Here is a 24831-nt window from a genome sequence, read left to right as displayed (position 1 = left end):
ATGAAAAACATACTTTTGTAAACGCTAAAGAAAACTAATGAAGAAAAATATACTTGTCATATATTATTCACAAACCGGACAACTCGAAGATATTGTGAGGAACATTGCAAAACCTTTTGAAGCCCAGAAGGAAAAATACGATGTAACCTATTATAATATTCAGCTAAAGGATGATTTTCCTTTTCCCTGGCCTGGTGATGTTTTTTTCAATACCTTTCCAGAGTCTTATTTACAGATTCCAAAAGAAATTCTGCCTCCATCGGAAGAAATTCTGAACAAAAAGTACGACCTTATTCTTTTCGGGTATCAGGTATGGTATCTCACACCATCCATTCCTATCATTTCATTTTTAAAGAGTGGTTATGCAGAACGTATTCTTAAAGATACACCTGTAGTCACTATCTCCGGAACCAGAAATATGTGGATGCTTTCCCAGGAGAAATTAAAGGTATACTTAAGAGATTTACAAGCTAAACTTGTCGGGAATATTGCACTGGTAGACAGACATGACAATTATACAAGTGTATTAACTATCCTTCGATGGCTTACAACAGGGCAGAAAGAAAAATCCGGAATGCTTCCCGCTGCAGGGGTTTCCGATGAAGAAATCACAGGCTCGGTAAAGTATGGCGAGATTATTGAAAGACATTTTAATAATAATGACCTTAATAATTTACAGCCGGATCTCGTAAAAAACGGAGCCATTGAAATTCGTGCGTTTTTAGTACGGGTAGAAAAGGTAGGAAACAAAATTTTCACAGTATGGTCTAATCTGATTATTAAGAAAAAAGAGAAACGCCCATTGCTGATAAAATTCTTTAAGGTATATTTGATGGCAGCGATATGGATTATCTCACCTGTCGTTTTGGTTTTACACCTGCTTACAACCCCTATATTTTGGTTTAAAAGACAAAAACAAAAAAGATATTTACAAGGAATTAATTTAAAATAGAATGTACGACGTATTTATAACAAAAGCATCAAAATACTTACCCAATGAGCCGGTAGCGAATGATGAAATGGAGACTTATCTTGGGCTTATCAATGATGCGCCATCTAAAGCAAAATCACTTATCCTAAGAAATAATAAAATCACAACAAGATACTACGCTTTAGATAAAGAGGGAAATCCTACACACTCTAATGCGCAGCTTACTGCAAAAGCGATTGAGGGACTTTTTGATGAAAATTTCAAAAAGGAAGACATGAAACTATTATCCGTAGGAACTACTTCACCAGACCAGATCCAGCCTTCTCATGCTTCTATGGTACATGGTGAACTGAACATCGGAAAATCTATTGAGATTAATACTTCAACAGGTCTTTGTAACTCAGGGATGAATGCTCTGAACTATGGATTCCTTTCTGTAAAAGCCGGTGTACAGGAAAATGCTGTATGTGCTGGTTCCGAAAGAATGTCTGCATGGATGACTGCTGATAAATTCAACCACGAGGCTGAAAATTTAAAATTACTGGAAGAAAGGCCTATTATTGCTTTCAAAAGAGAATTCCTTAGATGGATGCTTTCTGACGGAGCAGGTGCTTTCTTATTAGAAAATAAACCGAGGGAAAACAGTACTTCCTTAAAAGTAGAATTCATTGATTTCTATTCTTATGCGCACGAAATTGAAGCATGTATGTATGCCGGATGTGATAAACTGGAAGACGGAAGCCTGAAATCATGGGCAGATTACCCTTCTGATGACTGGTTGAAGCAATCTATTTTTGCCATCAAACAGGATACTAAAATCCTTGATAAATATATCCTTGTAAAAGGAGCGGAAAGTTTAAGATCTTCTTTCGACAAACATAATCTGGATCCGGAGAAAATCGACCATGTATTGGCTCACATTTCTTCAGGCTATTTCAAAGATGGGCTGAAAGAAGAATTTGCTAAAAAAGGAATGGATTTCCCTGCAGAAAAATGGTTCTATAATCTTTCTGAAGTTGGAAACATCGGAGCAGGATCTATATTTATTGCCCTTGAAGAATTGATGAACTCCGGAACATTGAAAAAAGGAGAAAAAGTACTTCTTTGTGTTCCTGAAAGTGGAAGATTCGCTTATTCTTGTGCTCTATTAACCGTTTGCTAATGGAAAACAGACTGCCGACCTCCGATAAAGATTTTGTAGAAAGCCTTATTCCGCAACGGTTTCCTTTTGTGATGGTGCATGAATTGTCAGAATATTCTGAAAACCACCTTTTATCCGGTTTTGAAATAAAAGAAGATAATCTTTTTATTCAGGACGGTTTTTTTCAGGCTTCAGGACTGATTGAGCATCAGGCACAGAGTGTTGCGCTGCATACCGGATATAAATATTATCTGCTGGGAAAAGATGCTCCTACCGGATATATTGGAGCCATTAAATCTTTTGAAGCTGAAATTTTGCCTAAAACAGGAGATCATCTGACATCTGAAGTAACAATCCTTAATGAAGTAATGGGAGTAACTCTCGTAGATATCGTTACGAAACTGAACGGTGAAGTGATTGCAAAATCTCAAATGAAAACCGCTGTAAAATAAACTGTAAATGGAAATAAAGGAAGAGAATATCATCAATATACACAACTTTTTACCGCATCGCGAACCGATGCTAATGGCAGACTATATCCTGGAGCTGACCAAAGAAAAAGTAGTGACTTCCTTTGAAATAAAAGAAGATAATATATTTGTTCACAACAATGAGTTTACTGAAGCAGGATTAATTGAAAATCTGGCGCAGACCTGCTCATCTATCCTTGGACAAAGCTTCTTTGAAAATCCTGAGGCAGATACAAAAGTGATCGGGTTTATTACTAATATTAAAAAAATTGAGGTTTTTGCCCTTCCAAAAGTGAATGATAAAATCATTTCCAGAGCTTCACTTATTTCTCAGTTTGAGAACATCTGCCACATCTTCTGTGAGACATTTCATAATGATGAATTATTGATCAGAGCAGAAATCAACCTGTTTATTCAGGAAGTAAAATCTTAAAGATCAATTCAACATATTAAAAAGCTGTACAAAATGTGCAGCTTTTTTTATTCTATATATTAATCTTAAGTAGATTTGTGTATACTTCGGTGACATCTGTGTTTAGAGGTTAGGTTTCGGCTAAAGCCAGTTGATTTTTTCCATTTTTTGCAATTGGGCTAAAGCCCACTCATATTGAATTGATTACAACTGTCTTACAATAAAAAAGCATTCATTTTCATATATTTAAAGCTAATCAACCCAACTACAACTCAACTGATAACCAATGCAATACAAATAAAAAACTTCATCGTAAGAGGAATTATTTCACGTGAAACATTATAAAAATCCGTGAAACTCTGATCATCAGGGAGAAACAGTTTAAAACAAGAAAAAAGCGGAACATTTCTGCCCCGCCTATGATTTTTACTTAAAGGTTTTATTTTTTATAAAACAATAAATTACGATCAGATTTTATCTGAGGTATTGAATATCTCCTTAGATAATCACCTCATAATCATTTCCACCGCAAATCTGCTCTGCAGAAGAAGCAATATCAGTGTTGACATTCACATTACGGATTTGACCATTGGTTCCATTAGCACATGAAATGTAAGCAGTTAGTCCTCCTTTCACTTCTTTTAACTCATTCTTTGTAAGTAACTTTAAATTTTTCATGAAATTTAATTTGTTGTTGATTATTAGTTTTTGTTGTTTAACACAAACAAATATAGATAAAACAATCAAATAAAAAATACATCCTTAATAATTAACAAAACTTTATAAATCTGCTATTTAACATAATTAGATTGGGTCATCAGTACCTATGGAATACTTTTGGTACAGCCTATGTATCAAGCAACAGCTCCCTTAGATTTAATATGATTTACATATAATGTATTTTCACTATTTTAGCCACCTGATTATAAGAATCAGAAAACAGGTGAAGATTTTTCATCTGGAATCTAAAAAAATTGACATTATTTAGATGAAAAAACAAGATCTGCCTCAAGACGAAAGTAACCTGAAATCCGCCAACATGACTGAAGTTCTGTATGTGACGGATGAGAATGACAACTACACGACAGCGAACAGTACCGGCTGGGATGCCAAGAAAGCTGCTCTGGATGAATCGATGGAACTTATTTATGAAAGAATTGAGGAAGCAAAACAAAATGTTGCCCATCATAAAGTAAGCCCCATTGTTTATTTTATGGAACTGAATAAAATGGATCTGGGTGTCCTTGCTTCTTATGTAGGTATGTGGCAATGGAGGGTAAAGAGACATTTTAAGCCCAAAGTATTTAACACACTAAGCGAAACTGCACTGAAAAAATATGCCGAAGCATTCGGGATTTCAGTGGATGAATTAAAAAAATTCAACGGGAAATAAATGAAATAAGGCGATATATAGTGCCTGATCCATTTGACCCATGAAAAGATACAATCAGCAAATGAAATTAAACTTTGAACACCATCAGACTGCGCATTGCGAAAACGGTGTTGCTTCTAATCTACTGCTTAATAAAGGCCTGAAACTAAGTGAGCCCATGATCTTCGGGATCGGTTCCGGGTTGTTTTTTGTCTATCTTCCTTTTTTAAAGGTGAATTTTGCTCCGGGCTTCAGCTATCGTCCGATGCCGGGTGCTATTTTCAGCAAAGCAGCGAAAAGATTAGGAATTAAAATCAAAAGAGAAAAATTCTCAAATCCTAAAGATGCCCAAAAGGCCCTTGAAAGAAATCTGGAACAAAATATCCCTACAGGACTTCAGGTAGGTGTTTTTAACCTTACTTACTTCCCTGAAGAATATAAGTTCCACTTCAATGCTCACAACCTTGTGGTGTATGGAAAAGAAGATGGAAAATTCCTTATCAGTGATCCTGTGATGGATTATACCACTTCTCTTTCCGAAGCCGAACTGGAAAAAGTAAGATACGCCAAAGGAGCACTGCCTCCAAAAGGGCATATGTATTACCCTATTTATGTTCCGGAAAATGTAAACCTTGAAGAAGCCATAAAAAAAGGAATTAAAGACACCTGCAAAAACATGCTGGCTCCGGTACCTCTTATTGGAGTAAAAGCCATGAGATGGGTAGCAAAAAGCATCCCGAAATGGGCAGAAAAGAAAGGAACCAAAGTAACCAACCATTATTTGGGACAGCTTATCAGAATGCAGGAAGAAATTGGAACCGGAGGTGGCGGATTCAGATTTATCTACGGAGCATTTCTTCAGGAAGCATCAGTTATTCTTAAAAATGATGAACTAAAAGAATTATCAAAAGAAATTACTTCTATTGGTGATCTTTGGAGAGACTTTGCCGTGGATATTGCCAGAGTGTACAAAAACAGAAACTCAAAAAGTAATATCTACAATGAACTTTCAAAAACGATGCTGCATATTGCAGATCTGGAAGAAGCTTTCTATAAAAAACTGAGAAAAGCGATCTGATATGGCAGAAAATATGATCGAGATTAAAAGCCTATATAAGAAGTACAAAAATTCTGATGAGTTTTCTGTAAATGATATCTCTCTGAATATCAGCAAAAATGAAATTTACGGAATTCTCGGACCCAACGGAGCAGGAAAAACAACTTTGATTTCTATGCTTTCGGGGCTGATAAAACCTACTTCAGGACAATTTACCATCAATGGATTATCTCCACAGAAGGATGGTTTTAAAATAAGACAGATTATCGGTATTGTTCCGCAGGAATATGCATTATACCCAACGCTTACAGCCAAAGAAAACCTGATGTTTTTCGGAAGTCTGTATGGCTTAAAGCATAACCAGCTTAAAAAGGTAATTGATGAGTCCCTGGAAATCATGGGACTTTCAAAATTTGCCAACAAACAGGTAGGACAATTTTCAGGAGGAATGAAACGCCGTTGTAACCTCATCGCCGGAACGCTTCATAATCCTAAAGTTCTATTCTTAGATGAACCAACCGTAGGAGTTGATGTTCAGTCCAAAAAAGCAATTATTGACTATCTTTTAGATTTAAATAAACAAGGTACCTGCATTATTTATACTTCCCATCACCTTTCGGAAGCAGAAGAATTCTGTACTAAAATTGCCATTATAGACCATGGAAAGATCCATGCAGTAGGAACACCTGAGGAATTGGTAAACAGAGTAGCAAGCGCTGAAAACCTTGAGGATGTTTTCATTTCATTAACCGGAAAAGAACTAAGAGATGTTGTTGTATAAACTGTGGAGAAGCTTTATTAAAGAAATTCTTCTGCTGAAAAGAGATATCGGGGGTATTGTAATCATCTTTGTGATGCCGCTCCTTTTGATTGTTACTATTACCCTTATTCAGGATTCTACCTTTAAAAATCTTGAAGGATCAAAGATTCCGATTATATTCATTGACAATGACAAGTCTGAAGTTTCAAAGAATATAAAAGCAGAACTGGAAAACAGCAAAACATTCCAACTGCTCACTAATTTCAATGAAAAATCTGCTCAGGATGCTGTTTTTTCCGGAGATTATCAGATGGCCATTGTTATTCCCGACAATTTAACGAAAGATTTAAATTCCAATATTGATTCTAAAGTTCAGACCATTGTAAGTTCATTCGGACTGGAAGGAGATTCGGCAAAAGTAAAAACAGCCGCTCCAAAGGCCAAAGAAATTCATTTGTACTTTGACCCTGCGACCAATGCCGGATTCAAAAACTCAGTGATGAATTCCGTCAACAAAATGGTTTTTGAGATTGAAAATAAAAAGATTTACAAAGCGTTCCAGGAACAACTGGGAACAACGGAAAATCTTGATGAAAATAAAAACCTGATCAGCTTTAAAGAAATCACACCAAAGAAAGGTGCAATGGACGTCATGCCGAATTCTGTTCAGCACAACGTTCCCGCCTGGACTCTTTTTGCAATCTTCTTTATTGTAGTCCCTTTATCCATTAACCTGGTGAAGGAAAAAAGCCAGGGAACAAGTGTAAGAGCAAGAATAAGCCCTACTCCGTATTTTGTTCATATTTTAGGAAAAACATTTACTTATCTTATCATCTGTATTATTCAGTTTCTATTGATGGTTGCGGTCGGAATTTATCTTTTTCCATATATGGATCTTCCGGCATTTGATGTATCCGGAAAAATGTTCCAGCTTGTTACTGTAACATTATTTGCAGGATTGGCAGCCATTGGATTTGGAGTTTTATTGGGAACTATTGCCGATACTCAGGAACAGTCTGCTCCATTTGGTGCAACTTCTGTAGTGGTTTTGGCAGCTATCGGTGGAATCTGGGTTCCTGTATTTTTAATGCCGGAATTCATGCAGACCGTAGCGAAATTCTCTCCTATGAACTGGGGACTGAATGCCTATTATGATATTATTTTAAGAAACAGCGGAATTGGTGGAATTACCAAAGAACTGGTTTTCCTTTTCTTATTCTATATTGCCACTGTAGCTATTTCTATATTTTATGAAAGAAAACAAAATGCAGTCTAAAGAAAATATATTAACCTGTACTGAAGAAGTAAGAGTACGATTCAATGAGACAGATCCACTGGGAATTGTCTGGCATGGACATTATATCGTTTATTTTGAAGACGGAAGAGAAGCTTTTGGCCGTCAGCACGGCTTAACCTATCTTGATATCCAGAATGCAGGGTATGTGACACCCATTGTAAAAAGTACCTGCGAACATTTTCTTCCTTTAAAATATGGTGAAACTTTCAGGATTGTAACAACATATGTAAATTCGATATCTGCCAAGCTGATATACAGATATGAAATCTTCAACAAGGAAGATCAATTGGTATGCAGCGGAGAAACCATCCAGGTATTTCTGGACAGTAATGGAAGCTTATGTCTGTACAATCCGGAATTTTTTCAAAACTGGAAAGATAAAATGGGGTTATCATGAGGAAAGAAGTCTATATCACAGATTACAATTGTGTAACTCCGCTGGGATTCACAGCAGATACTAACTGGAAGGCACTTTTGGAAGGAAAATCCGGAGTTGCTTTACATAAAATCATAGACAATCAGGATGCTTTTTATGCTTCCATGATTGATTCTGATAAACTTAATGAAGAATTTAATAGATTCTTCGACAATGCTCAGAATGATATGCTCAATTTCACAAGGCTTGAAAAAATGCTTCTTTTAAGTTTAAGGCCTCTTATTGAAAAACATGCCCCATCAGATAACACCGCTTTTATCCTTTCAACAACAAAAGGAAACATCAGCCTGTTAAAAAACCAACCTGAATTACCGGAAGGCGTTTATTTATCGAAATTAGCACAGAAAATAGCAGATTTCTTTGGATTCACAACAATGCCTATTGTTGTTTCCAATGCCTGTGTTTCAGGAGTAATGGCGATTTCAGTGGCGAAGAATATGATTCAGGCGGGAAAATATAAAGATGCTTTTGTTATTGCGGGGGATGAGCTTTCTGAATTTGTTATTTCAGGATTCAATTCATTTCAGGCTATAGGATCAGGGCCATGCAAGCCTTATGATAAAAACAGAGACGGGATTAATATCGGTGAAGCAGCAGCAGCAGTTTATGTGACCAGCTGTCATTCTGACGAAGGAAGAATCTCACAAAACGAAAAACTTAGATTTAAAATCCTGGGAGATTCTGCAGTGAATGATGCCAACCACATCTCCGGACCTTCAAGAACGGGCGACGGTTTGTATGCCAGTATCAAAAATGCGATGACAGAAGCGAATGTTTCTTCAAAACAGATTGATTTTATTTCTGCCCACGGAACGGCAACTTTATATAACGACGAAATGGAAGCCATTGCCTTCAACAGACTGGAACTCCAAAACGTTCCCCTCAACAGTATGAAAGGCTATTACGGACATTGCCTGGGAGCATCAGGACTTCTTGAAAGTATTATTTCTATGGAAAGTGCTCTTCACAACACTTTGCTCCCATCAAAGAATTTTGAAGAAACAGGGGTAACCCAGCCTTTGAATATCATCAGAGAAAACCAATCTGCAGCTGTAAGATACATTCTGAAAACGGCTTCAGGTTTTGGTGGCTGCAATGCAGCTGTTGTGCTGGAAAAATGTTAAAATAAGCGTCATGAAGAAAACAAACATCTGTACCATAGAACATTCAAAAATAACCGTTGACGGAAATCTTATTTTTGAAAGCCCTGGTGAAACATTTCAGGAATTTGCCAAAGAAGCCTATAAAAGTTTAGACCTAAGCTATCCCAAGTTTCATAAAATGGATCAGTTGAGTAAACTTGCCTTTCTTTCTGCTGAAACCATTTTAAAAGATGAAGATCACAGCAGAACAGCCATCGTTTTTGCCAACAGATCTTCCAGCCTGGATACAGATTTCAAATATCAGGAAAGTATCAATGATCAGGATAACTTTTACCCGAGTCCGGCCGTTTTTGTCTACACTCTTCCTAATATCTGTGTAGGTGAAATCAGCATTAAACACAAAATGCAGACAGAAAATGCTTTTTTTGTTTTGGATGAATTTGATGAAAATTTTTTAAACGATTATTCAGAACAAATCCTGCTGTCCGGGAAGGCTGACAAAGTATTGTGCGGCTGGGTGGAATTGTATCAGGAAAATTACAAAGCTTTTGTATATTTGCTAACCTTATAAAAATGTAACAATATAACAGTGTGATGATATAATGATCTTAATGACATACTGAAGCACTGATAAACCAACTTAATTATGGAAAACTTAAAAACAGAATTGAAACACAAAATTATTGAAGTTCTTAATCTTGAAGACGTATCGGTAGAGGAAATCAAAGATACTGATCCATTATTCGGAGGAGGATTAGGACTTGATTCTATTGACGCTTTGGAACTGATCGTTCTTCTTGATAAAGACTACGGAATAAAATTAGCTGATCCTAAAAAAGGAAAGGAAATCTTTCAATCTATTGACACGATGGCAAAATTCATCGAAGACAACAGAACGAAATAAATTAATATAACAATCTAACAGTGTAGCTATGTAGCAATTATTAATCAATTGTTAGATCGCTGCACTGTTACATTATGTAATACCATGAGTCAAAAAATTGCCATAACGGGAATGGGCATCATTTCCTCCATCGGAAACAATGTGGAGGAAAATTTTATTTCATTACAATCCGGAAAACATGGAATTTCAGACATTGAAATGTTTGAAACCCGACATGCCGGAATTATTAAAACAGGTGAAATAAAATTATCCAACGAAGAACTTGTACAAAAGCTTCAACTTGATGAAGACAACAATGTGACAAGAACTTCTTTATTGGGGATGGTTGCTGCTAAAGAAGCTGTAGAAAGTGCAGGAATTTCAGATATCAACGGATACAAAACCGGATTGATCTCTTCCACCAGTGTAGGAGGAATGGATATTACTGAAAAATACTTCTACTCTTACGAAGACTTTCCTGAAGAGCAAAAATATATTGACGCCCACGATGCCGGAAATTCATCATTGGTGATTGCCGATTATCTGGGATTAAAAGGTATGGTTTCTACCATCAGTACAGCCTGTTCATCAGCAGCTAATGCCATTATGATGGGTGCTAAACTGATCAAAAACGGAGTATTGGACCGTGTCATTGTAGGAGGAACAGATTCTCTTTCAAAGTTTACACTGAATGGATTCAATACCCTGATGATCCTTACGGATTCTTACAATACACCCTTTGACAACAACAGAAAAGGATTGAATCTTGGGGAAGCTGCTGCTTTCTTAGTTCTTGAATCTGAAGAAGTAGTCAAAAAAGAAAATAAAAAGGTTCTTGCTTATCTTTCTGGATACGGAAATGCCAATGATGCACACCATCAGACAGCCTCTTCTGAAAACGGACAGGGTGCATTTTTAGCGATGCAGCAAGCATTAAAAATTTCAGGATTAGAAAAAGAAAATATAGATTATATTAACGTTCACGGAACGGCTACTCCTAATAACGATTTATCAGAAGGAATTGCCATGATCAGAATCTTTGGTGAAAACCAGGTTCCTGAATTCAGCTCTACAAAAGCATTTACAGGACACACTTTGGCCGCTGCAGCAGGAATTGAAGCTGTATTTTCAATATTAGCCATGCAAAACAGTCTTATCTTCCCGAACCTGAATTTCAAAACAAAAATGGAAGAATTTGATCTCACTCCCGTTACCGAACTGAAAGAAAAAAACATTAATCATGTACTTTCCAATTCGTTTGGGTTTGGAGGAAACTGTTCAACCTTAATTCTTTCAAAATCATGAGTGCAGTATACATCAACAGTGCATCCTGTATCTCAGTTCAGGACACTTTAAACGAAAATATTCTTCAGAACCTTACTCCTGAGAATTCTTCCAATATCATCAAAGCAATAGAGCCCAATTATAAAGAGTTCATTCCGCCAGCCATGATCAGAAGAATGTCCAAAACGGTAAAAATGAGTTCTGTAGCCTCACATTATGCTTTAAAAGAAGCAGGTATTGAACAGCCGGATGCTATCATCATAGGAACCGGAATGGGATGCTCACAAGATTCTGAAAAGTTCCTGAAAAATGTGATTGATAATCATGAAGAGTTCCTTACCCCAACCTTTTTCATCCAATCTACCCACAATACGGTAGCAGGACAGATCGCTCTGGGACTACAATGTCATGCTTATAATTTCACCTATGTAAACACCTCTTCTTCACTGGAGTTTTCATTACTGGATGCTCAGCTTCAGATCAATGACGGAGAAGCAGAAAATGTTTTGGTAGGTTCTACAGATGAACAGACTGCCAGAACAATGGAGCTCTACTGTTTAAATAATACGATAAAAAAAGAAGCAGATCTTCCTGCTGATTATTTGCATTCCAATACCAATGGAGTGGTTTGGGGTGAAGGTGCCAGCTTCTTTGTTGTAGGAAAAGATAAGACTGAAAGTTCTTACGCAAAACTTAAGAATATTTGTATCAGTAATAAAATTGAGTTAGATGAAGTACAAGACTTTATCCAGAACTTCGTAGCTCAGAATAATCTTTCAAACGGAGATATTGATGCTGTTATTTTAGGATTCAGCGGAGATGCAGATTCTGACGCTTACTATACCAAAGCAATGGATCTGTTTCCTGACTCATCTTTGCTTTATTACAAGCATTTGAGTGGAGAATTTAATACAGCCAGTGGTTTTTCAACATTTATCGCCTGTCATATCCTTAAGGAACAGCAGATTCCGGAAGTAATGATGATCAATGCAGAAAAAAAGGAAAGTATAAAGAATGTACTTCTTTATAATCATCTGGCAGGTGATGATCACAGCTTGGTATTATTGGAAAAGGTTTAGTTGAAGAAAAAACAATAGTGTTTACAATTAAAGCAGTACAGTTGTCATTCTGACGAAGGAAGAATCTCTTCTTTTCATATTATAGATTCTTCATTTCGCTCCGCTACACTCAGAATGACAAAATGTGTATAAATCAAGAAAGTTAAACCATATAAACCACCCAGCAATGAAACATTATCCATTCATCCTCTTCTATCTTTTTTGTAACGTTTTTATTTATGCGTTTCATGGAAGCTTTTGGGTGTATCTGTTTTGTTTTTTTGCTTTTTCTGCAGTTGTAGTCTGGGGTTCTTTTGATATTGAGCTGGGATATTTCGTTAACAGTATCACTCATAAGCGGACAAAAACTAAAGAAGTAGCTCTTACTTTTGACGATGGCCCTACTGAGTTTACCCCAAAGTTTTTAGACTTACTTAAAGAACATCAGATAAAGGCAACCTTTTTCTGTATCGGAAAACAGATTGAAAAATACCCTGAAACTTTTCAGAGAATTATTGCAGAAGGTCATACAATCGGAAATCATACGTTATCACATTCCAATTCTACAGGATTTTTATCAACCTTAAAAATGATTGAGGAAATTAAAAAGTGTGACGAAGTGATTAAAAATACGGGAAATATAAGCACTAAACTCTACCGTCCACCTTTCGGAGTAACGAATCCCAATATTGCAAAAGCTATCAAAAGAACGCATAAAATAAGCATCGGATGGAATGTCCGCTCTTTAGATACCATCATTGATGATGAAAAGAAAATCTACCGCAGAGTGACTAAAGGCTTGAAAAAAGGCAGTATTATCCTGCTTCATGATACTTCGGAAAAGACCTGTCGCGTGCTGGCCAATTTATTAGTATTTTTGAAGGACAAAAAATATTCAACGTTTACTGTTGATACAATTATAAATTCAAATAGAAATGATTAAAAATATTGCTTTCGGAGCATTCTTACTGGTTTCCGGTTTCTTTTTTGCACAAAACACGGCCATGTCAGGAGCTGAAGCCAAAGCATTTGTGTCGAAAGTATCTTCGGAGACTAAAGAAATTAAAACTTTACAAAGTGATTTTACCCAAACCAAAAAAATGGACTTTCTGGATAAAAGCATTGTTACTTATGGGAGAATGTCACTGCAAACACCCAATATGCTGAGCTGGAAATATACCAAGCCTTATCAGTACAGTATTATTTTTAAAAGCAATAAGATCTTCATCAACGATCAGGGGAAGAAATCATCTGTAGATGCCAAAAGCAAAACATTTGAGAAGATCAACAAACTGATTGTAGGGAGTTCAAACGGAACGATGTTCAATGATCCTGAATTTACGGTAACGTATTTTAAGAATGGCAATTATAATGTGGCGAAGTTTATTCCTAAAACATCACAGCTGCTGAAATACATCAAACAGATTGAGCTGTTTTTCCCAAAGAATCAATCAACGGTTTCACAGGTGAATATGACTGAGGCTTCCGGAGATACTACGAATATTGTTTTCAAAAATACCAAGATCAATGCTTCCATTCCTGCGTCAGAGTTTTCTTTATAGCCTGATCCTGAGTCTGGCTGTTTCCTGTAAAACGTATCAGCTAACTGATGCTAAACCAGTTCCTACCTCTGAAAAGACGGTTGAAAATTTATATTTCTCTTCCGGTGAAGATTATGTGTACAAATGCCAGATGGACATTTATAAAAACCATGTAAGCGGTATTCTGATCATCAAAAAACTGAACGAAACAACGCATCGTGTAGCATTAACATCAGATTTTGGGAATAAACTGATTGATTTTGAGGTTTCTGACAATAATTTCAAGCTGAATTATGTACTTCCTGACCTGGATAAGAAGATAGTCATCAATTTCCTCAAAAATGACTTCCAGCAGCTTTTGAAAAAACAGTACCCGGTAAGCGAAAGTTTTGAGAATGACAATGCTAAAATCTTTCTTTCAAAAATTGAGAATAAAAGCTATTATTTATTCTTCAATAAGGAAAATAGTTTACTGAAACAGATCATTTATACGAAAAATAATAAGGAAAAAATCGATTTTACTTTTGATGCAAAAAAACCTATCTTCGCGGATAGCTTAAACTTACAGCACAAAGATTTTAAGATCAATATAAAACTATTTCAAATAACCGAAACAGAATAATTTCCAACAGGAAAACTGTACAATAAATGAACGTCGTTTTTCAGACCGGACTGTATTGTACGTTTAATCTTAAAAATAAGATCATGCAAACCATTCTTACAGACTTTTATACTTTAACCTCTTATGAGAAAGCAGAAGACGGAAAGTTTACTGCTCACATCCATCTTAATAAAGACCACGATATTTTCAAAGGTCATTTTCCTGGAAACCCGGTAACTCCCGGTGTTTGCATGATGCAGATCATCAAAGAACTGACTGAGGAATTTACAGGTTCAAAATTGTTTTTAAAAACCGCATCCAATGTAAAGTTCATGGCGATCATCAATCCTTTTGAGACTCCTGACTTACAGCTTCAACTGGATATTAACGAAAATGAAGATGATGTTAAAGTAAAAAACACTACTTCTTTTGGCGAGACTATTGCATTAAAACTGTCTGTAAGCTATAAAAAAATACCATCATGAAACTTATCTTATCATTCATAGCAGCATTTGTTTTTTTCTTTCAGTCTGACCTTGAAACGCTGAGAAACAGCTATGCTAAAGCCAATGAATCCAATACCAATACCGCCAGCTTCATCGAAACTGCGGAAAAACAATCCGGTTCTGATGCCGTAACTGTTGGATATAAAGCTGCAGCAAAAATTATGGAAGCAAAAATTGTCAAAAGTAACAGAAAGTCCCTGGTAAAAACAGGAGCTACAAGTCTTGAAACTGTTATCAAAAGTAACCCCAACAATGCAGAGCTTCGTCTGATCAGAATGAGTGTTCAGGAAAATATCCCGAAAATTGTGGGATACCGCGGAAGTCTGAAGGATGATAAAGCATTCCTTCTGAATAATTACAGCAAACAGAATACAGCGCTAAAAGGCTATATCAAAAGGTTTGCAATGCAGTCAAAAACTATTACAGAGGCGGAAAGAGCCACTTTAAAATAAAAAAATGTCCCTTGCTGAAGTACAAAATGCAATTTCTGAAAAGAAGATATGCGTTTTAATACCTACCTACAATAATGAAAAGACCCTGAACAGGGTTATTGACGGTGTTCTCAACTACACCGGAAGTATTATTGTGGTCAATGATGGCTCTACAGATTCTACGCCTGAAATTCTTACTCAATATCCTCAGATTACTATTATCTCATTACCGGAGAACAAAGGAAAAGGAAATGCCCTTAAAACAGGTTTCAGAGCGGCAAAGAAAGCAGGGTATGATTATGCTATCACCATTGATTCGGACGGGCAGCATTATCCGGATGATATTCCTGTATTTGTAGAAGCGCTTCTTCAGGAAAAAGAAGAGGTTCTTCTGATCGGAAACAGAAATATGTCTCAGGATGGTATTCCCAAGAAGAGCAGTTTCGGAAACCGTTTTTCCAATTTCTGGTTTTGGTTTGAAACCGGAATAAAGCTGGAAGATACACAGTCCGGTTACAGACTTTATCCTTTACATAAAATTCCAAAGAAATATTTTACACCTAAGTTTGAATTTGAAATTGAAATCATTGTAAGAACTGCATGGAGACATGTTCAGGTAAAGAATGTTCCGATTAAAGTTTTATATGATCCGGCAGAACGGGTTTCACATTTCAGACCTTTTAAAGATTTTACGAGAATAAGTATTTTGAATACGATTCTGGTAACCATCACCCTATTTTATATTATTCCGAGAAATTTTCTGAATAATTTCAAAAAAAAAAGCTTTAAAAAATTCATACAGGAAGATGTCTTAGAAAGTGACGGAAGCAACCGTACAAAGGCATTTTCTATTGCGCTGGGAGTCTTTATAGGTCTTTCGCCTTTCTGGGGATTTCAGACGCTTTTGGTCATCAGTTTATCTGTACTTTTTAAACTCAATAAAGTACTTGCATTTGTAGCCTCCAATGTGAGTCTTCCTCCTTTTATTCCTTTTATTATTGCCGCATCTCTGTTTCTGGGAGCACCATTTGTAAGTGGTGACAGCGATATTTTAAGTCAGGATTTAAATTTTGAACTGATAAAGAATAATTTGGTTCAATATATCATTGGCAGTTTTATCTTAAGCACTTCTCTTTCTGTTCTTACCGGGGTGGTATCTTTTCTATTTTTGAATAAAGTAAGCCCGGAAACCAATTGAAAAAGCCCGGAATAAAATTCCAGGCCATCACAAAGTAGTTATTATTTTTTTTTCGCTGAATACATTATTTCAGGATAAACTGTACAAGATCTTTCAAAAACTGTTCATCAACTTTTCCTTTTGTTTCATAATCTTTTGGAGATGGTTTTCCGGAACCTGCTATGAATAAGTGGCTTAAGGTTGGGTACAATTTAAATACTGCTGTTTTATCGTTTTTCAAGGTTTCTTTCCAGAGGTTGAAGTCTTTCTCGGTGACCTGGTAATCTCTTCCGCCTTGTGCAAAAAACATGGGAGCTTTTACTTTTTTAACCTCATTAAGCTGGTTGTAGTCTTTTAAATATTTCCAATACGCAGCAGATTGTCCCAATGGAAGTTTTGATGTTGGTGAACTTAAACTGAATTGGGGTGAATTTAAATAGGCAACCTGTTTTTTTACTTCCTGAACAGCTTCAGCAGGAACTTTAGCCGGATCTATGGAATGAAGATAATCATACTGTTCTACCAACAAATTCTGCAGCGGTCTGGCATTACCCGCCATGAAAACATATTTTGAAGCCTGAGCTTTCTCTGCAATTTCAGGCATCATATAAGCTCCCTGGCTATGTCCCAGGATAATGATCTGATATCCTTTATAATCTTCATTGTTTTTAAAATATTGGGTCACATTTACCGCATCATTAATTGTTTCCTCCTCTACAGTAGATTTTTCGTTGAATGTTTCAGGATAAGTATATGTTCTTTTATCATATCGGTAGGAAGCAATTCCATTGTTTAAAAGGTATTCTGCAATATCTTTAAATGGTTTATTTTCTCCAACAGTTTCGTCTCTGTCATGCGCTCCTGAGCCATGGACAAAAATGACTAACCTCTTTTTATCGTTGGAAGGAGGAATCAATAATGTCCCATTCAATTCTATGGCATCACTTTTTATTTTTAATGTGGTCTTTTCATCCTGCTTTTCAAATGGCTTATGAGGAACCAAAAAGAAGCCAACCATTTTATTATTTTCTCCAAAGCTGATCTGAATATCCAGTTTGGCCTTTTCAAATTCTGAATAGTAATAGTAGATATTTCCCTCATTATTCACTTCAAGAACCGTTTTCAAACTTCCAATCTGTCCCTGAAGCTGTTCTGTAACCGCCTTAAGCTGATCTACCGGAATCTGCCCTGCTATGGAAGGATCAAAATAGGAATGTGCTTTTTCAATATTTTTATCTACCAATAACGTTTTGATGAAAGTATTTCCGATCTCTTTTCTGTCCTGAGAAAAGGATAATAGAAAACATACGGTAAAGCATAGGGTTAAAAGTTTTTTCATAGATCAATTATTTATAAACCACATCAGAAAATGCTAACGGAGTCATCATGATGGTGACAAATATCGCAATAATTACCAGAGCTAACTGCGTTATATGATAAATTTTTTCTCTTTCGTTTTCGTCAATATCAAAAGTAAATTTTATTTTATCCGGCCTTCTGATAATCAACCAGATAAACAGGAGAATCACCAGATTCATAAGTACCGGCATCACAAGAAATAGTTTGCTTCCGTAATTGTCCTTCATATTTCCGTACCCATGAATGGTTATGGTTTCAGGTATTGAGCTGTAAACGGTACACAAATAAACCGAATAGCAAATAATGATAATAAAGGGAATGCAAAACAGCAGTTTTATATATTTAGGAATCATTTCAGTTTGTTTAAAGTTTTCTTCAGGTATTTTTCTACATTTTTTCTGTCCGGAACCGTTGTAACTTCTTTCGTCAAAGCTTTTTCAAATTCAGTTTTTGCCTTTGAATATTCTTTTTTGTTAAAATAATATTTTCCTGACTGATAGTAAACCAGCCAAAAATCCGGATTCATAGATTGATAGGAAGGAATAACTCCGTCTGTCAACAGTGTATTTTTATCATCGGCTGCCTCATTGATCTCTTTTCCGTACATTTTGGACAATTCGTAGTTTTTAAATTCCTCAGAGTCTGCAAAGGGATCACGTGGAATATTCAAACTTGATTTTGAAAAGTCATCAGGCTGTAGCCCATTGTCTGAAAAGATTTTATTCAGATCATAGCAAACAAATTCTCCCAGCTGATAAGGATTGGAAGACACCCAAACCAGTTTTTTCTGAGGCGAAAATATAACGGCATGGTGCGCCAGAAGCTGATTGAGTGCTTTTTCATTGCCATAACCAATAGATTCATCTTTTAAACCGGATCTGTTCCTTAAAATGGATGCCATCTTTTCCGGAGTGATCTTTTTTTCTTCCTGCAAAAGCTCCTGAAGTTTTTCATATCGGTATTCCGAATGACTTTCTTCAATATGCTTCTGATTTCTTTTGTCATCTTTATAGACCTCTGACTGGAAATGGTTAGTACAAAGAACCCGGCTGGTATTCTGCACGCTGTACACACCGAAGTTTTTAGGTGAAACTTCAATAATTACGGCATTTTTATCATTGGCACTTCCTACGAGGATAGATTCAGATACAAAAACTTTCCTTTTTTTAGCAATGGCAATGGCTTCATCAATATTTTTAGCGTATTGCAAAATTTCTCTTGTAACAAGGGAAATAGGTGTTTTTGCAGTCAAAGGAATTTTTGATTTTCCTGCGTTAATGGTCACTGTAATTCCTTCTTTATTCATTCCGGATACAACACCAATCATTCCCGGCCAGCTTACCGACATATAGGGAATTCCTTCTTCCGGCTGAACAAACTCTACCAGTTTATTTTTTGCAAAATCGTCACCTACATAAAAATCGAAATTTCTTCCTATCAACAGATCTCCATCTTCCGTATTTTCGTTCCAAACAGCCAGTGAAGTGCAGCCTACCATCGCCAGATCCTGCATGGCATGCCCGATATCATGAGCTCCGTGCAGATAAAGGTTTCTTAAATATTTGGGAGCAATAAAATCATACTGATCAGATGAATATTGTGATAAACCGTATAATTCTGCCTGATAGTCTTCTCTTACATTGAGATACATTTTTCTGTTGTACCATTTTAAAAAGCCCCTCAGCAGCCTCTGTTTAAATTTTGACGGTACAAATCCCTCTACTTTTGAAAAGAAAATACTTTCCTGCTTCTGCATTAAACTTTGGGTGAGTGCTCCATTATTATATCCCAACTGCAATGGATTTCCTTTGATATAAAGTTCCCAGAGCTGCTGTTTATTTTTCGTAAGATAATTCTGTTTATAACTGAAAGTGCTGTCATTGATACGGGTTACTTCCGGAACCTCGAGTGAATAGTGTTTTACATCAGGAATATGATGGATAGATTTTGATATTCCGCAGGCAGTGAGGAAAAAACAAAAAGTAAGGTAAAGAAGAGTTCTTTTATAGGATGAATAAATGGTTTTCGTTTTTTTCACTTTAGTTTTTATTAATCATTTGTGTCAACCGCATGTCAATCGTTTCTTTTCCCAGAATCTCTGCGCAGGTATTAAAAGCACCGATGGTTACTCCTAAAATCCCATGCATATTCACAGATTGTCCTGTCAGAAAAAGATTGTCAATTTTCGTGCGGGGAGAAACCATTGTTTTAAGCGGATTCTCCGAACTTTTCATGTATCCGTACATATTTCCTTCAAAATTCCCGATATAGTCCCGGTAAGACAAGGGAGAAGAAGTATATATGGTTTTGATGGCATGCCTTAGATTAGGAATTTTCTTTTCCAGGGCATCCAGCATTTTCTCAGTCTTTTCAAACTTAAATCTTTCATACGCTTCTCCTCTTTGATGCTCATCAGCTACAGTATTGAATGTATTTTCCCATTCTCTCACCTCATCAAAATCCATATAAGAAATTGCGGTAAGACTTTCTGCAAATTCAGGATGATGTTTTGAAGGGGTAGATGACAGCATATAGGTTTCCGGCCAGACTTCTTTCCGGTAACGGAATGCATTCCAGACCTGTTCTTCTGATGAATAGTGGTATCTGTTGTAATTGAAATTCGGAAGGCTCTGAGGTCTTAAAACCAAATAAATACTAAAGCATGATGAAACCGGCTTCCAGCTCAAAACCCTGTTCAGAAAGGATTTTTTTAGTCTATCCTCCCCGATTAGTTGAATAGTGGAACGAATCTCTATATTTGAAATAAACTGTTTCGCGGAATATTCTTTCCCTGCTTTCGTTTTTACGGATACCAATACATTATTTTCATTAAAAACAAATTCAGAAACTTCCGAATGCTTGTGAACTTCCGCTCCATACTCCCGAAGTTTTCTGATCAGAAGTTTAGAGATCTGACTGCCTCCTTTTACACATTTATAGGCACTTTGGATATAAGAGTTTACTGTTAAAGCATGTACGTAGAAAGGTACATCTTCAGAGTCTCCGGCGTATAAAAAATTAGAACCCAGTAAAACAGCCTGAAGCCTTTTGTTCTGGGTAACGGATTCTATAAATCGTTTGGTATTCAGATGCAGTATTTCCTCGTTGTAATTATCTTTTCCTACTACATGGTATCTTGGAAACTGGCTGCAGACATACTGAATCTCTTCACAGTAGTTTTCAAGGTTTCCTTTCTCTTCGGGGAAATATTTGGAAAGCTGTTCAACAAAATTCTGATAACCCTGTGCATGCGGATATTCTATTTCTTCTTCTCCGAAACTGATTTTGTCATATCCATCTTCATCCATCTGCTGAAGCTCGAGATCATCCATAATTTCCAGATAGGAAAAGAACTGGTTCAGATTCTGGCCTTTGGATAAGCCTCCAAGATAATGAACTCCTGTATCGAAAATCAGTTTGTCACGTGAAAAAGTCTGCAGATTTCCTCCGTATTGATTATTTTTCTCAAGAACGCACACTTTCATACCTTCTTTCGCCAAAATAAGAGCCGAAACAAGACCTCCCAATCCGCTGCCGATTACAAGTATGTCATATGCTTTCTTCAAAAGAGAATGTGCTTTTAATAATTAAGAAACAGGGAATTTAAGATATTTAAAGATTACTTTGGTACAGTAAACAAAGAAATTTTATTTGGAAAATACTATTTAATGATCTTAATTCTTAGTAAATCTTAATGGTTTTTAGTTTTTCGTTTGTTTTTATGGGATAAAAATAGAAAAATTAATCAACATCATCCCAAAAATCAAAATAATTAAACCACTGAAGAGGATATTTTTTCACCATAGTTTCAAGATTCTGAACATATGACTGTAAAAGCCCCTGTGAATCACGATTTTTGATATTCTGAGCCACTCTCGCGTATAAGTGGTAATGAAGATTATTTTCCTTCATCACATACACATATACTACAGGAACGCCTAATCTTGAGGCAATCAAAAACGGACCGGCCGGAAACTTTGCACTTTTTCCCAGCAGTTCTGCTTCCAGATATTTGGATCCTTCAAAATAACGGTCTCCGGTGAAGCAGATCAACTCGTTTTCTGACAAAGCTTTGTTAATTTCAAAGATATGTGACATATCTTCTTTTACATAGATGAACTTGATATTACTTTCTTTTACAGCAACGCTCTCCAGATACTCCTTAATCACGGTAACTTCCTGATCTGTAGTCACCAGATTGATCTGACAGTCGAAGTCGATATCTGCAAAAAAATGTTCAGCAATTTCAAAATTACCGATATGAGCACTGATGAGGACACCTCCTTTTTTAGCAGCTAAAAGATCTCTGAGATTTTCAATACCATCGAATTCATAGGTATATTTTTCTCTGAGCCCTGCAGAAATAGCAGTTTTGTCGATCAGGACTGTTCCGAAAGTAAAGTAGCTTTTAAATATAGAAGTTTTGGATTTCCAATATCCATAGTTCAGCCTTTTTTGAAAGTAATAGCGTATATATTGATTACTCTTTTTCTGAAATAATGAGTAATAAGCCGCGACAAAGTAAAGCACCCCATATGAACTTCTGATCCCGATATTTCTAATACACCAGACGAATATTCTGTATCCGAGTACTGTTCCTTTAGATTTACCTTTCCACTTGTTCATATATAGAATTTAATATAACAGAGAACCAATGTAATAATACCTTTTTTAAGTGTCCATTACTGAATCACCTTGATATTATTACATTGGCTCATTTTTATAGAATAAAGATTTACTCAATAACTACGCGTTTTTTTCAGCAATCTTGTTTTCAATCGTTGTATAGAAATCATCAAATGTTACCATTTTCTTGAAATCTGCTTCTCCTAATTTCACCCCGAAATTAGATTCGATCACGACTACCATGTCGATATAGTCCAGACTGTCTAAGCCCAGTGTATTTTTAAGGTTGGCATCATTACTGATTTCGTCTCCATCAACTTCAAATTCGTTGACAAGAAAATCATTAACAATAGCAACAATTTTTTCCCTTTCCATGTTTTTAATCAAATTTTTTAACTATTAGTGCAGAATTGGTTCCCCCAAACCCAAAAGAATTCGACAAAAATACATCAATTTTTTGATTTTTTGTTTTTGCGACCAAATTTATCTTTTGTGCTTCATTATCAGGATTTTCCAGGTTAATATTCGGGGCAACGAAATCATTCTGCATCATCAGAATTGAGTAGATCACTTCACTTGCACCTGCCATCCAGCACTCATGTCCTGTCATAGATTTGGTAGAACTTACCGGAACTTCACTTCCGAAAATCTCATAGATTGCTTTTGCCTCATTGGCATCACCAATCGGGGTAGAAGTCGCATGAGCATTAATATAATCAATGTCTGAAGCTTTTAATCCTGATTGTTTAAGCGCTCTGTCCATTGCCAAAGCAGGCCCATCCACATTGGGTGTTGAAATATGTCCTCCGTTTGAAGAAAAACCGTATCCGATAATTTCTGCAATAATTGGGGCTCCTCTTCTTTGGGCTGATTCTAAACTTTCAACAATCAGACTGGCAGCACCTCCGCTTGGAATCAATCCGTCTCTTTCTGCATCGAAAGGTCTGGATGCTTTCGTAGGCTCATCTTCTCTGGCTGAGAAAACTCCCAGTCCATCAAAGCTTGCCATAGAATATTTATTGGTTTCCTGAGCTCCCCCGCAAATGATCATATCCTGGAAACCATTTTTAATCATCATATAAGCCAGCCCCAATGAGTGTGAGCCGCTTGCGCATGCTGCACTTATGGTAAGATTGATTCCTTTCAGTTTAAAGATGGTAGAAAGGTTCATTGTCACCGTTGAGTTCATTGATTTGAAGATCGCTCCCGATCCCATCAATGTCGTATCTTTCTTTTCCCTTGCAATATCGATAGATTCTACGACTGCCTGGGAAACACTGTCATTTCCGTATAAGATCCCCACTTCATGAGTATCTAAGAATTCTTCGTCCAGATTCGCCTGCTTCAATGCATCCATGGTCGCCAGATAAGCATATTCGCTTTCTTCTCCCATACTGATACGCTGGCGTCTGTTTAAGAGGTTTTTCAGATCGGGTTTTGGAACAACTCCTGTAAGGCCGGACCTGAAACCAAATTCTTTTCTGTCCGGATCTAAAACAATACCGGATTTACCTTGATATAGGGATTCCCTGACCTCTTCTAAAGATGTCCCGATGCAGGAATAAATTCCCATTCCGGTAATTACAACCCTATTTTCCATGTTATGAATAAATTCCTCCGTTAATATTAATCACTTCTCCTGTAATGTAAGAAGATTTTTTAGATGCTAAGAATGCGACAAGATCTGCCACTTCTTCTGCTTCTCCGAATCTGTTGGCAGGAATCATGGCTTTCAATTCTTCTTCATTGAACTCCTGAGTCATATCTGTTTTGATAAAACCCGGAGCTACTGCATTTACCGTAACGTTTCTTTTGGCAACTTCCTGAGCCAAAGCTTTTGTAGCCCCTACTACAGCACCTTTTGCAGCTGAGTAATTTGTCTGGCCGGCTGTTCCTTTTACTCCGGATACCGAAACCATATTGATGATTCTTCCGTATTTGTTACGAAGCAGCTTTTGGATAAAGAAATTGGTTACATTGAAAAATCCATCCAGACTTGTATTGATCACGCTGTTCCAGTCTTCTTTCTGCATCCACATAAAAAGACCATCTCTTGTGATTCCGGCATTATTGACGATCACTTCTACTACTGCATCAGGATTTTTCTCCTGCCAGTCCGTTAAAACAGTCTTTGTCTCTTCGGTATTTCCTACATCAAATTTAAGAATTTCTCCGGTAGCACCCAATTCTTCCACTTTAGCCAACGTTTCGTTTGCTGCGGTTTCGTTTGAAGCGTAGTTGATAAGGATGTGATAGTTTTTCTCTTCAGCCAGTTTTATACAGATTGCCCTCCCGATTCCTCTGGAGCCTCCTGTTACAATTGCACATTTCATGCGTTAGTGTTTATATCGTTTTTAGTTTTTTTAAGTTGAGAGAGTGTCTTTCA

29 protein-coding genes are annotated in these 24831 nt (G+C 36.5%); 20 read left to right on the top strand and 9 right to left on the bottom strand.

Features of this window, described 5'->3' with window-relative positions; translation table 11 throughout:
* Positions 1–37 precede the first annotated feature (37 nt).
* Genes LC457_RS20145 through LC457_RS20130 form a run of 4 tightly spaced genes read left to right on the top strand, consistent with a single transcriptional unit; the run spans position 38 to position 2975 of the window.
* The gene (locus LC457_RS20145; protein ID WP_223601444.1) at positions 38–952 is read left to right on the top strand and encodes a dialkylrecorsinol condensing enzyme DarA; all 915 of its coding nucleotides are present in this window, start codon (positions 38–40) and stop codon (positions 950–952) included.
* A gap of 1 nt (position 953) precedes the next feature.
* Complete coding sequence (locus LC457_RS20140) at positions 954–2093, top strand: beta-ketoacyl-ACP synthase III (protein ID WP_223601443.1); 1140 nt, start codon at positions 954–956, stop codon at positions 2091–2093.
* Positions 2093–2524, top strand: a complete 432-nt coding sequence (locus LC457_RS20135) for a hypothetical protein (protein ID WP_223601442.1) — start codon at positions 2093–2095, stop codon at positions 2522–2524. The genes LC457_RS20140 and LC457_RS20135 overlap by 1 nt, the downstream gene beginning before the upstream one ends.
* A 7-nt stretch (positions 2525–2531) precedes the next feature.
* Positions 2532–2975 (top strand): ABC transporter permease, encoded by a 444-nt coding sequence (locus LC457_RS20130; RefSeq protein WP_223601441.1) that lies wholly within the window; start codon positions 2532–2534, stop codon positions 2973–2975.
* A 477-nt stretch (positions 2976–3452) separates the two neighbouring features.
* Here LC457_RS20130 and LC457_RS20125 read toward each other — a convergent pair whose 3' ends face one another.
* Positions 3453–3632, bottom strand: coding sequence for a hypothetical protein (locus LC457_RS20125; RefSeq protein ID WP_180564740.1), 180 nt, complete (start codon positions 3630–3632; stop codon positions 3453–3455).
* A 310-nt stretch (positions 3633–3942) separates the two neighbouring features.
* Between LC457_RS20125 and LC457_RS20120 the strand changes: the two genes are divergently transcribed.
* From LC457_RS20120 to LC457_RS20045, 16 genes are all read left to right on the top strand, one after another.
* A complete protein-coding gene (locus tag LC457_RS20120; protein WP_223601440.1) occupies positions 3943–4347 on the top strand; it encodes a hypothetical protein in 405 nt (134 codons plus the stop codon).
* A 61-nt stretch (positions 4348–4408) separates the two neighbouring features.
* The gene (locus LC457_RS20115) at positions 4409–5404 is read left to right on the top strand and encodes a BtrH N-terminal domain-containing protein (RefSeq protein WP_149835523.1); all 996 of its coding nucleotides are present in this window, start codon (positions 4409–4411) and stop codon (positions 5402–5404) included.
* A gap of 1 nt (position 5405) precedes the next feature.
* The gene (locus LC457_RS20110) at positions 5406–6164 is read left to right on the top strand and encodes an ABC transporter ATP-binding protein (protein WP_223601439.1); all 759 of its coding nucleotides are present in this window, start codon (positions 5406–5408) and stop codon (positions 6162–6164) included.
* Entirely contained in the window at positions 6151–7419 is a 1269-nt protein-coding gene (locus LC457_RS20105) for an ABC transporter permease (protein WP_223601438.1), read from the top strand. The genes LC457_RS20110 and LC457_RS20105 overlap by 14 nt, the downstream gene beginning before the upstream one ends.
* On the top strand, positions 7394–7837 hold the full coding sequence (locus tag LC457_RS20100; protein WP_374200568.1) for an acyl-CoA thioesterase: 444 nt from the start codon (positions 7394–7396) through the stop codon (positions 7835–7837). Before LC457_RS20105 ends, LC457_RS20100 begins: the two co-directional genes overlap by 26 nt.
* The gene (locus tag LC457_RS20095) at positions 7834–9000 is read left to right on the top strand and encodes a beta-ketoacyl synthase N-terminal-like domain-containing protein (protein WP_223601437.1); all 1167 of its coding nucleotides are present in this window, start codon (positions 7834–7836) and stop codon (positions 8998–9000) included. Before LC457_RS20100 ends, LC457_RS20095 begins: the two co-directional genes overlap by 4 nt.
* A gap of 10 nt (positions 9001–9010) precedes the next feature.
* Positions 9011–9550: a 3-oxoacyl-ACP synthase gene (locus tag LC457_RS20090; protein ID WP_223601436.1), complete on the top strand. Its 540-nt coding sequence runs from the start codon at positions 9011–9013 to the stop codon at positions 9548–9550.
* Between the two features lie 75 nt (positions 9551–9625).
* On the top strand, positions 9626–9883 hold the full coding sequence (locus tag LC457_RS20085; protein WP_034692439.1) for a phosphopantetheine-binding protein: 258 nt from the start codon (positions 9626–9628) through the stop codon (positions 9881–9883).
* Between the two features lie 84 nt (positions 9884–9967).
* Positions 9968–11167 carry a beta-ketoacyl-[acyl-carrier-protein] synthase family protein gene (locus LC457_RS20080; protein WP_223601435.1) on the top strand — a complete coding sequence of 400 codons (1200 nt, stop codon included), beginning with the start codon at positions 9968–9970 and terminating at the stop codon, positions 11165–11167.
* A complete protein-coding gene (locus tag LC457_RS20075; RefSeq protein WP_223601434.1) occupies positions 11164–12225 on the top strand; it encodes a beta-ketoacyl synthase N-terminal-like domain-containing protein in 1062 nt (353 codons plus the stop codon). The genes LC457_RS20080 and LC457_RS20075 overlap by 4 nt, the downstream gene beginning before the upstream one ends.
* Positions 12226–12391: 166 nt before the next feature.
* Complete coding sequence (locus tag LC457_RS20070; RefSeq protein WP_223601433.1) at positions 12392–13147, top strand: polysaccharide deacetylase family protein; 756 nt, start codon at positions 12392–12394, stop codon at positions 13145–13147.
* Positions 13140–13766, top strand: coding sequence for an outer membrane lipoprotein carrier protein LolA (locus tag LC457_RS20065; protein WP_223601432.1), 627 nt, complete (start codon positions 13140–13142; stop codon positions 13764–13766). The genes LC457_RS20070 and LC457_RS20065 overlap by 8 nt, the downstream gene beginning before the upstream one ends.
* Entirely contained in the window at positions 13732–14367 is a 636-nt protein-coding gene (locus LC457_RS20060; RefSeq protein ID WP_223601431.1) for a hypothetical protein, read from the top strand. Before LC457_RS20065 ends, LC457_RS20060 begins: the two co-directional genes overlap by 35 nt.
* An 83-nt stretch (positions 14368–14450) precedes the next feature.
* A complete protein-coding gene (locus LC457_RS20055; RefSeq protein ID WP_223601462.1) occupies positions 14451–14831 on the top strand; it encodes a 3-hydroxyacyl-ACP dehydratase in 381 nt (126 codons plus the stop codon).
* Positions 14828–15304 (top strand): hypothetical protein, encoded by a 477-nt coding sequence (locus LC457_RS20050; protein WP_223601430.1) that lies wholly within the window; start codon positions 14828–14830, stop codon positions 15302–15304. Before LC457_RS20055 ends, LC457_RS20050 begins: the two co-directional genes overlap by 4 nt.
* 4 nt (positions 15305–15308) lie before the next feature.
* Complete coding sequence (locus LC457_RS20045) at positions 15309–16481, top strand: DUF2062 domain-containing protein (RefSeq protein ID WP_223601429.1); 1173 nt, start codon at positions 15309–15311, stop codon at positions 16479–16481.
* Between the two features lie 64 nt (positions 16482–16545).
* Here LC457_RS20045 and LC457_RS20040 read toward each other — a convergent pair whose 3' ends face one another.
* From LC457_RS20040 to fabG, 8 genes are all read right to left on the bottom strand, one after another.
* Complete coding sequence (locus tag LC457_RS20040) at positions 16546–17799, bottom strand: DUF3887 domain-containing protein (RefSeq protein WP_223601428.1); 1254 nt, start codon at positions 17797–17799, stop codon at positions 16546–16548.
* A gap of 7 nt (positions 17800–17806) precedes the next feature.
* Positions 17807–18172 carry a hypothetical protein gene (locus LC457_RS20035; RefSeq protein WP_223601427.1) on the bottom strand — a complete coding sequence of 122 codons (366 nt, stop codon included), beginning with the start codon at positions 18170–18172 and terminating at the stop codon, positions 17807–17809.
* Positions 18169–19857 (bottom strand): C45 family autoproteolytic acyltransferase/hydolase, encoded by a 1689-nt coding sequence (locus LC457_RS20030; protein WP_374200567.1) that lies wholly within the window; start codon positions 19855–19857, stop codon positions 18169–18171. The genes LC457_RS20035 and LC457_RS20030 overlap by 4 nt, the downstream gene beginning before the upstream one ends.
* A gap of 1 nt (position 19858) precedes the next feature.
* Positions 19859–21385 (bottom strand): NAD(P)/FAD-dependent oxidoreductase, encoded by a 1527-nt coding sequence (locus tag LC457_RS20025; protein WP_223601426.1) that lies wholly within the window; start codon positions 21383–21385, stop codon positions 19859–19861.
* A gap of 175 nt (positions 21386–21560) precedes the next feature.
* On the bottom strand, positions 21561–22445 hold the full coding sequence (locus LC457_RS20020; protein ID WP_223601425.1) for a lipid A biosynthesis acyltransferase: 885 nt from the start codon (positions 22443–22445) through the stop codon (positions 21561–21563).
* Between the two features lie 120 nt (positions 22446–22565).
* Entirely contained in the window at positions 22566–22820 is a 255-nt protein-coding gene (locus LC457_RS20015) for an acyl carrier protein (RefSeq protein ID WP_047377388.1), read from the bottom strand.
* Positions 22821–22824: 4 nt separating this feature from the next.
* Positions 22825–24045 (bottom strand): beta-ketoacyl synthase, encoded by a 1221-nt coding sequence (locus LC457_RS20010; protein ID WP_223601424.1) that lies wholly within the window; start codon positions 24043–24045, stop codon positions 22825–22827.
* A 1-nt stretch (position 24046) separates the two neighbouring features.
* Positions 24047–24778: a 3-oxoacyl-ACP reductase FabG gene (gene fabG, locus LC457_RS20005; protein ID WP_142718894.1), complete on the bottom strand. Its 732-nt coding sequence runs from the start codon at positions 24776–24778 to the stop codon at positions 24047–24049.
* Positions 24779–24831 lie beyond the last annotated feature (53 nt).

The organism is Chryseobacterium sp. GVT01B (genome assembly GCF_019970045.1).
Lineage (GTDB): Bacteria > Bacteroidota > Bacteroidia > Flavobacteriales > Weeksellaceae > Chryseobacterium.
Note: the sequence above shows the minus strand (reverse complement) of the source record. Positions and strands in the feature narration are given on the sequence as shown.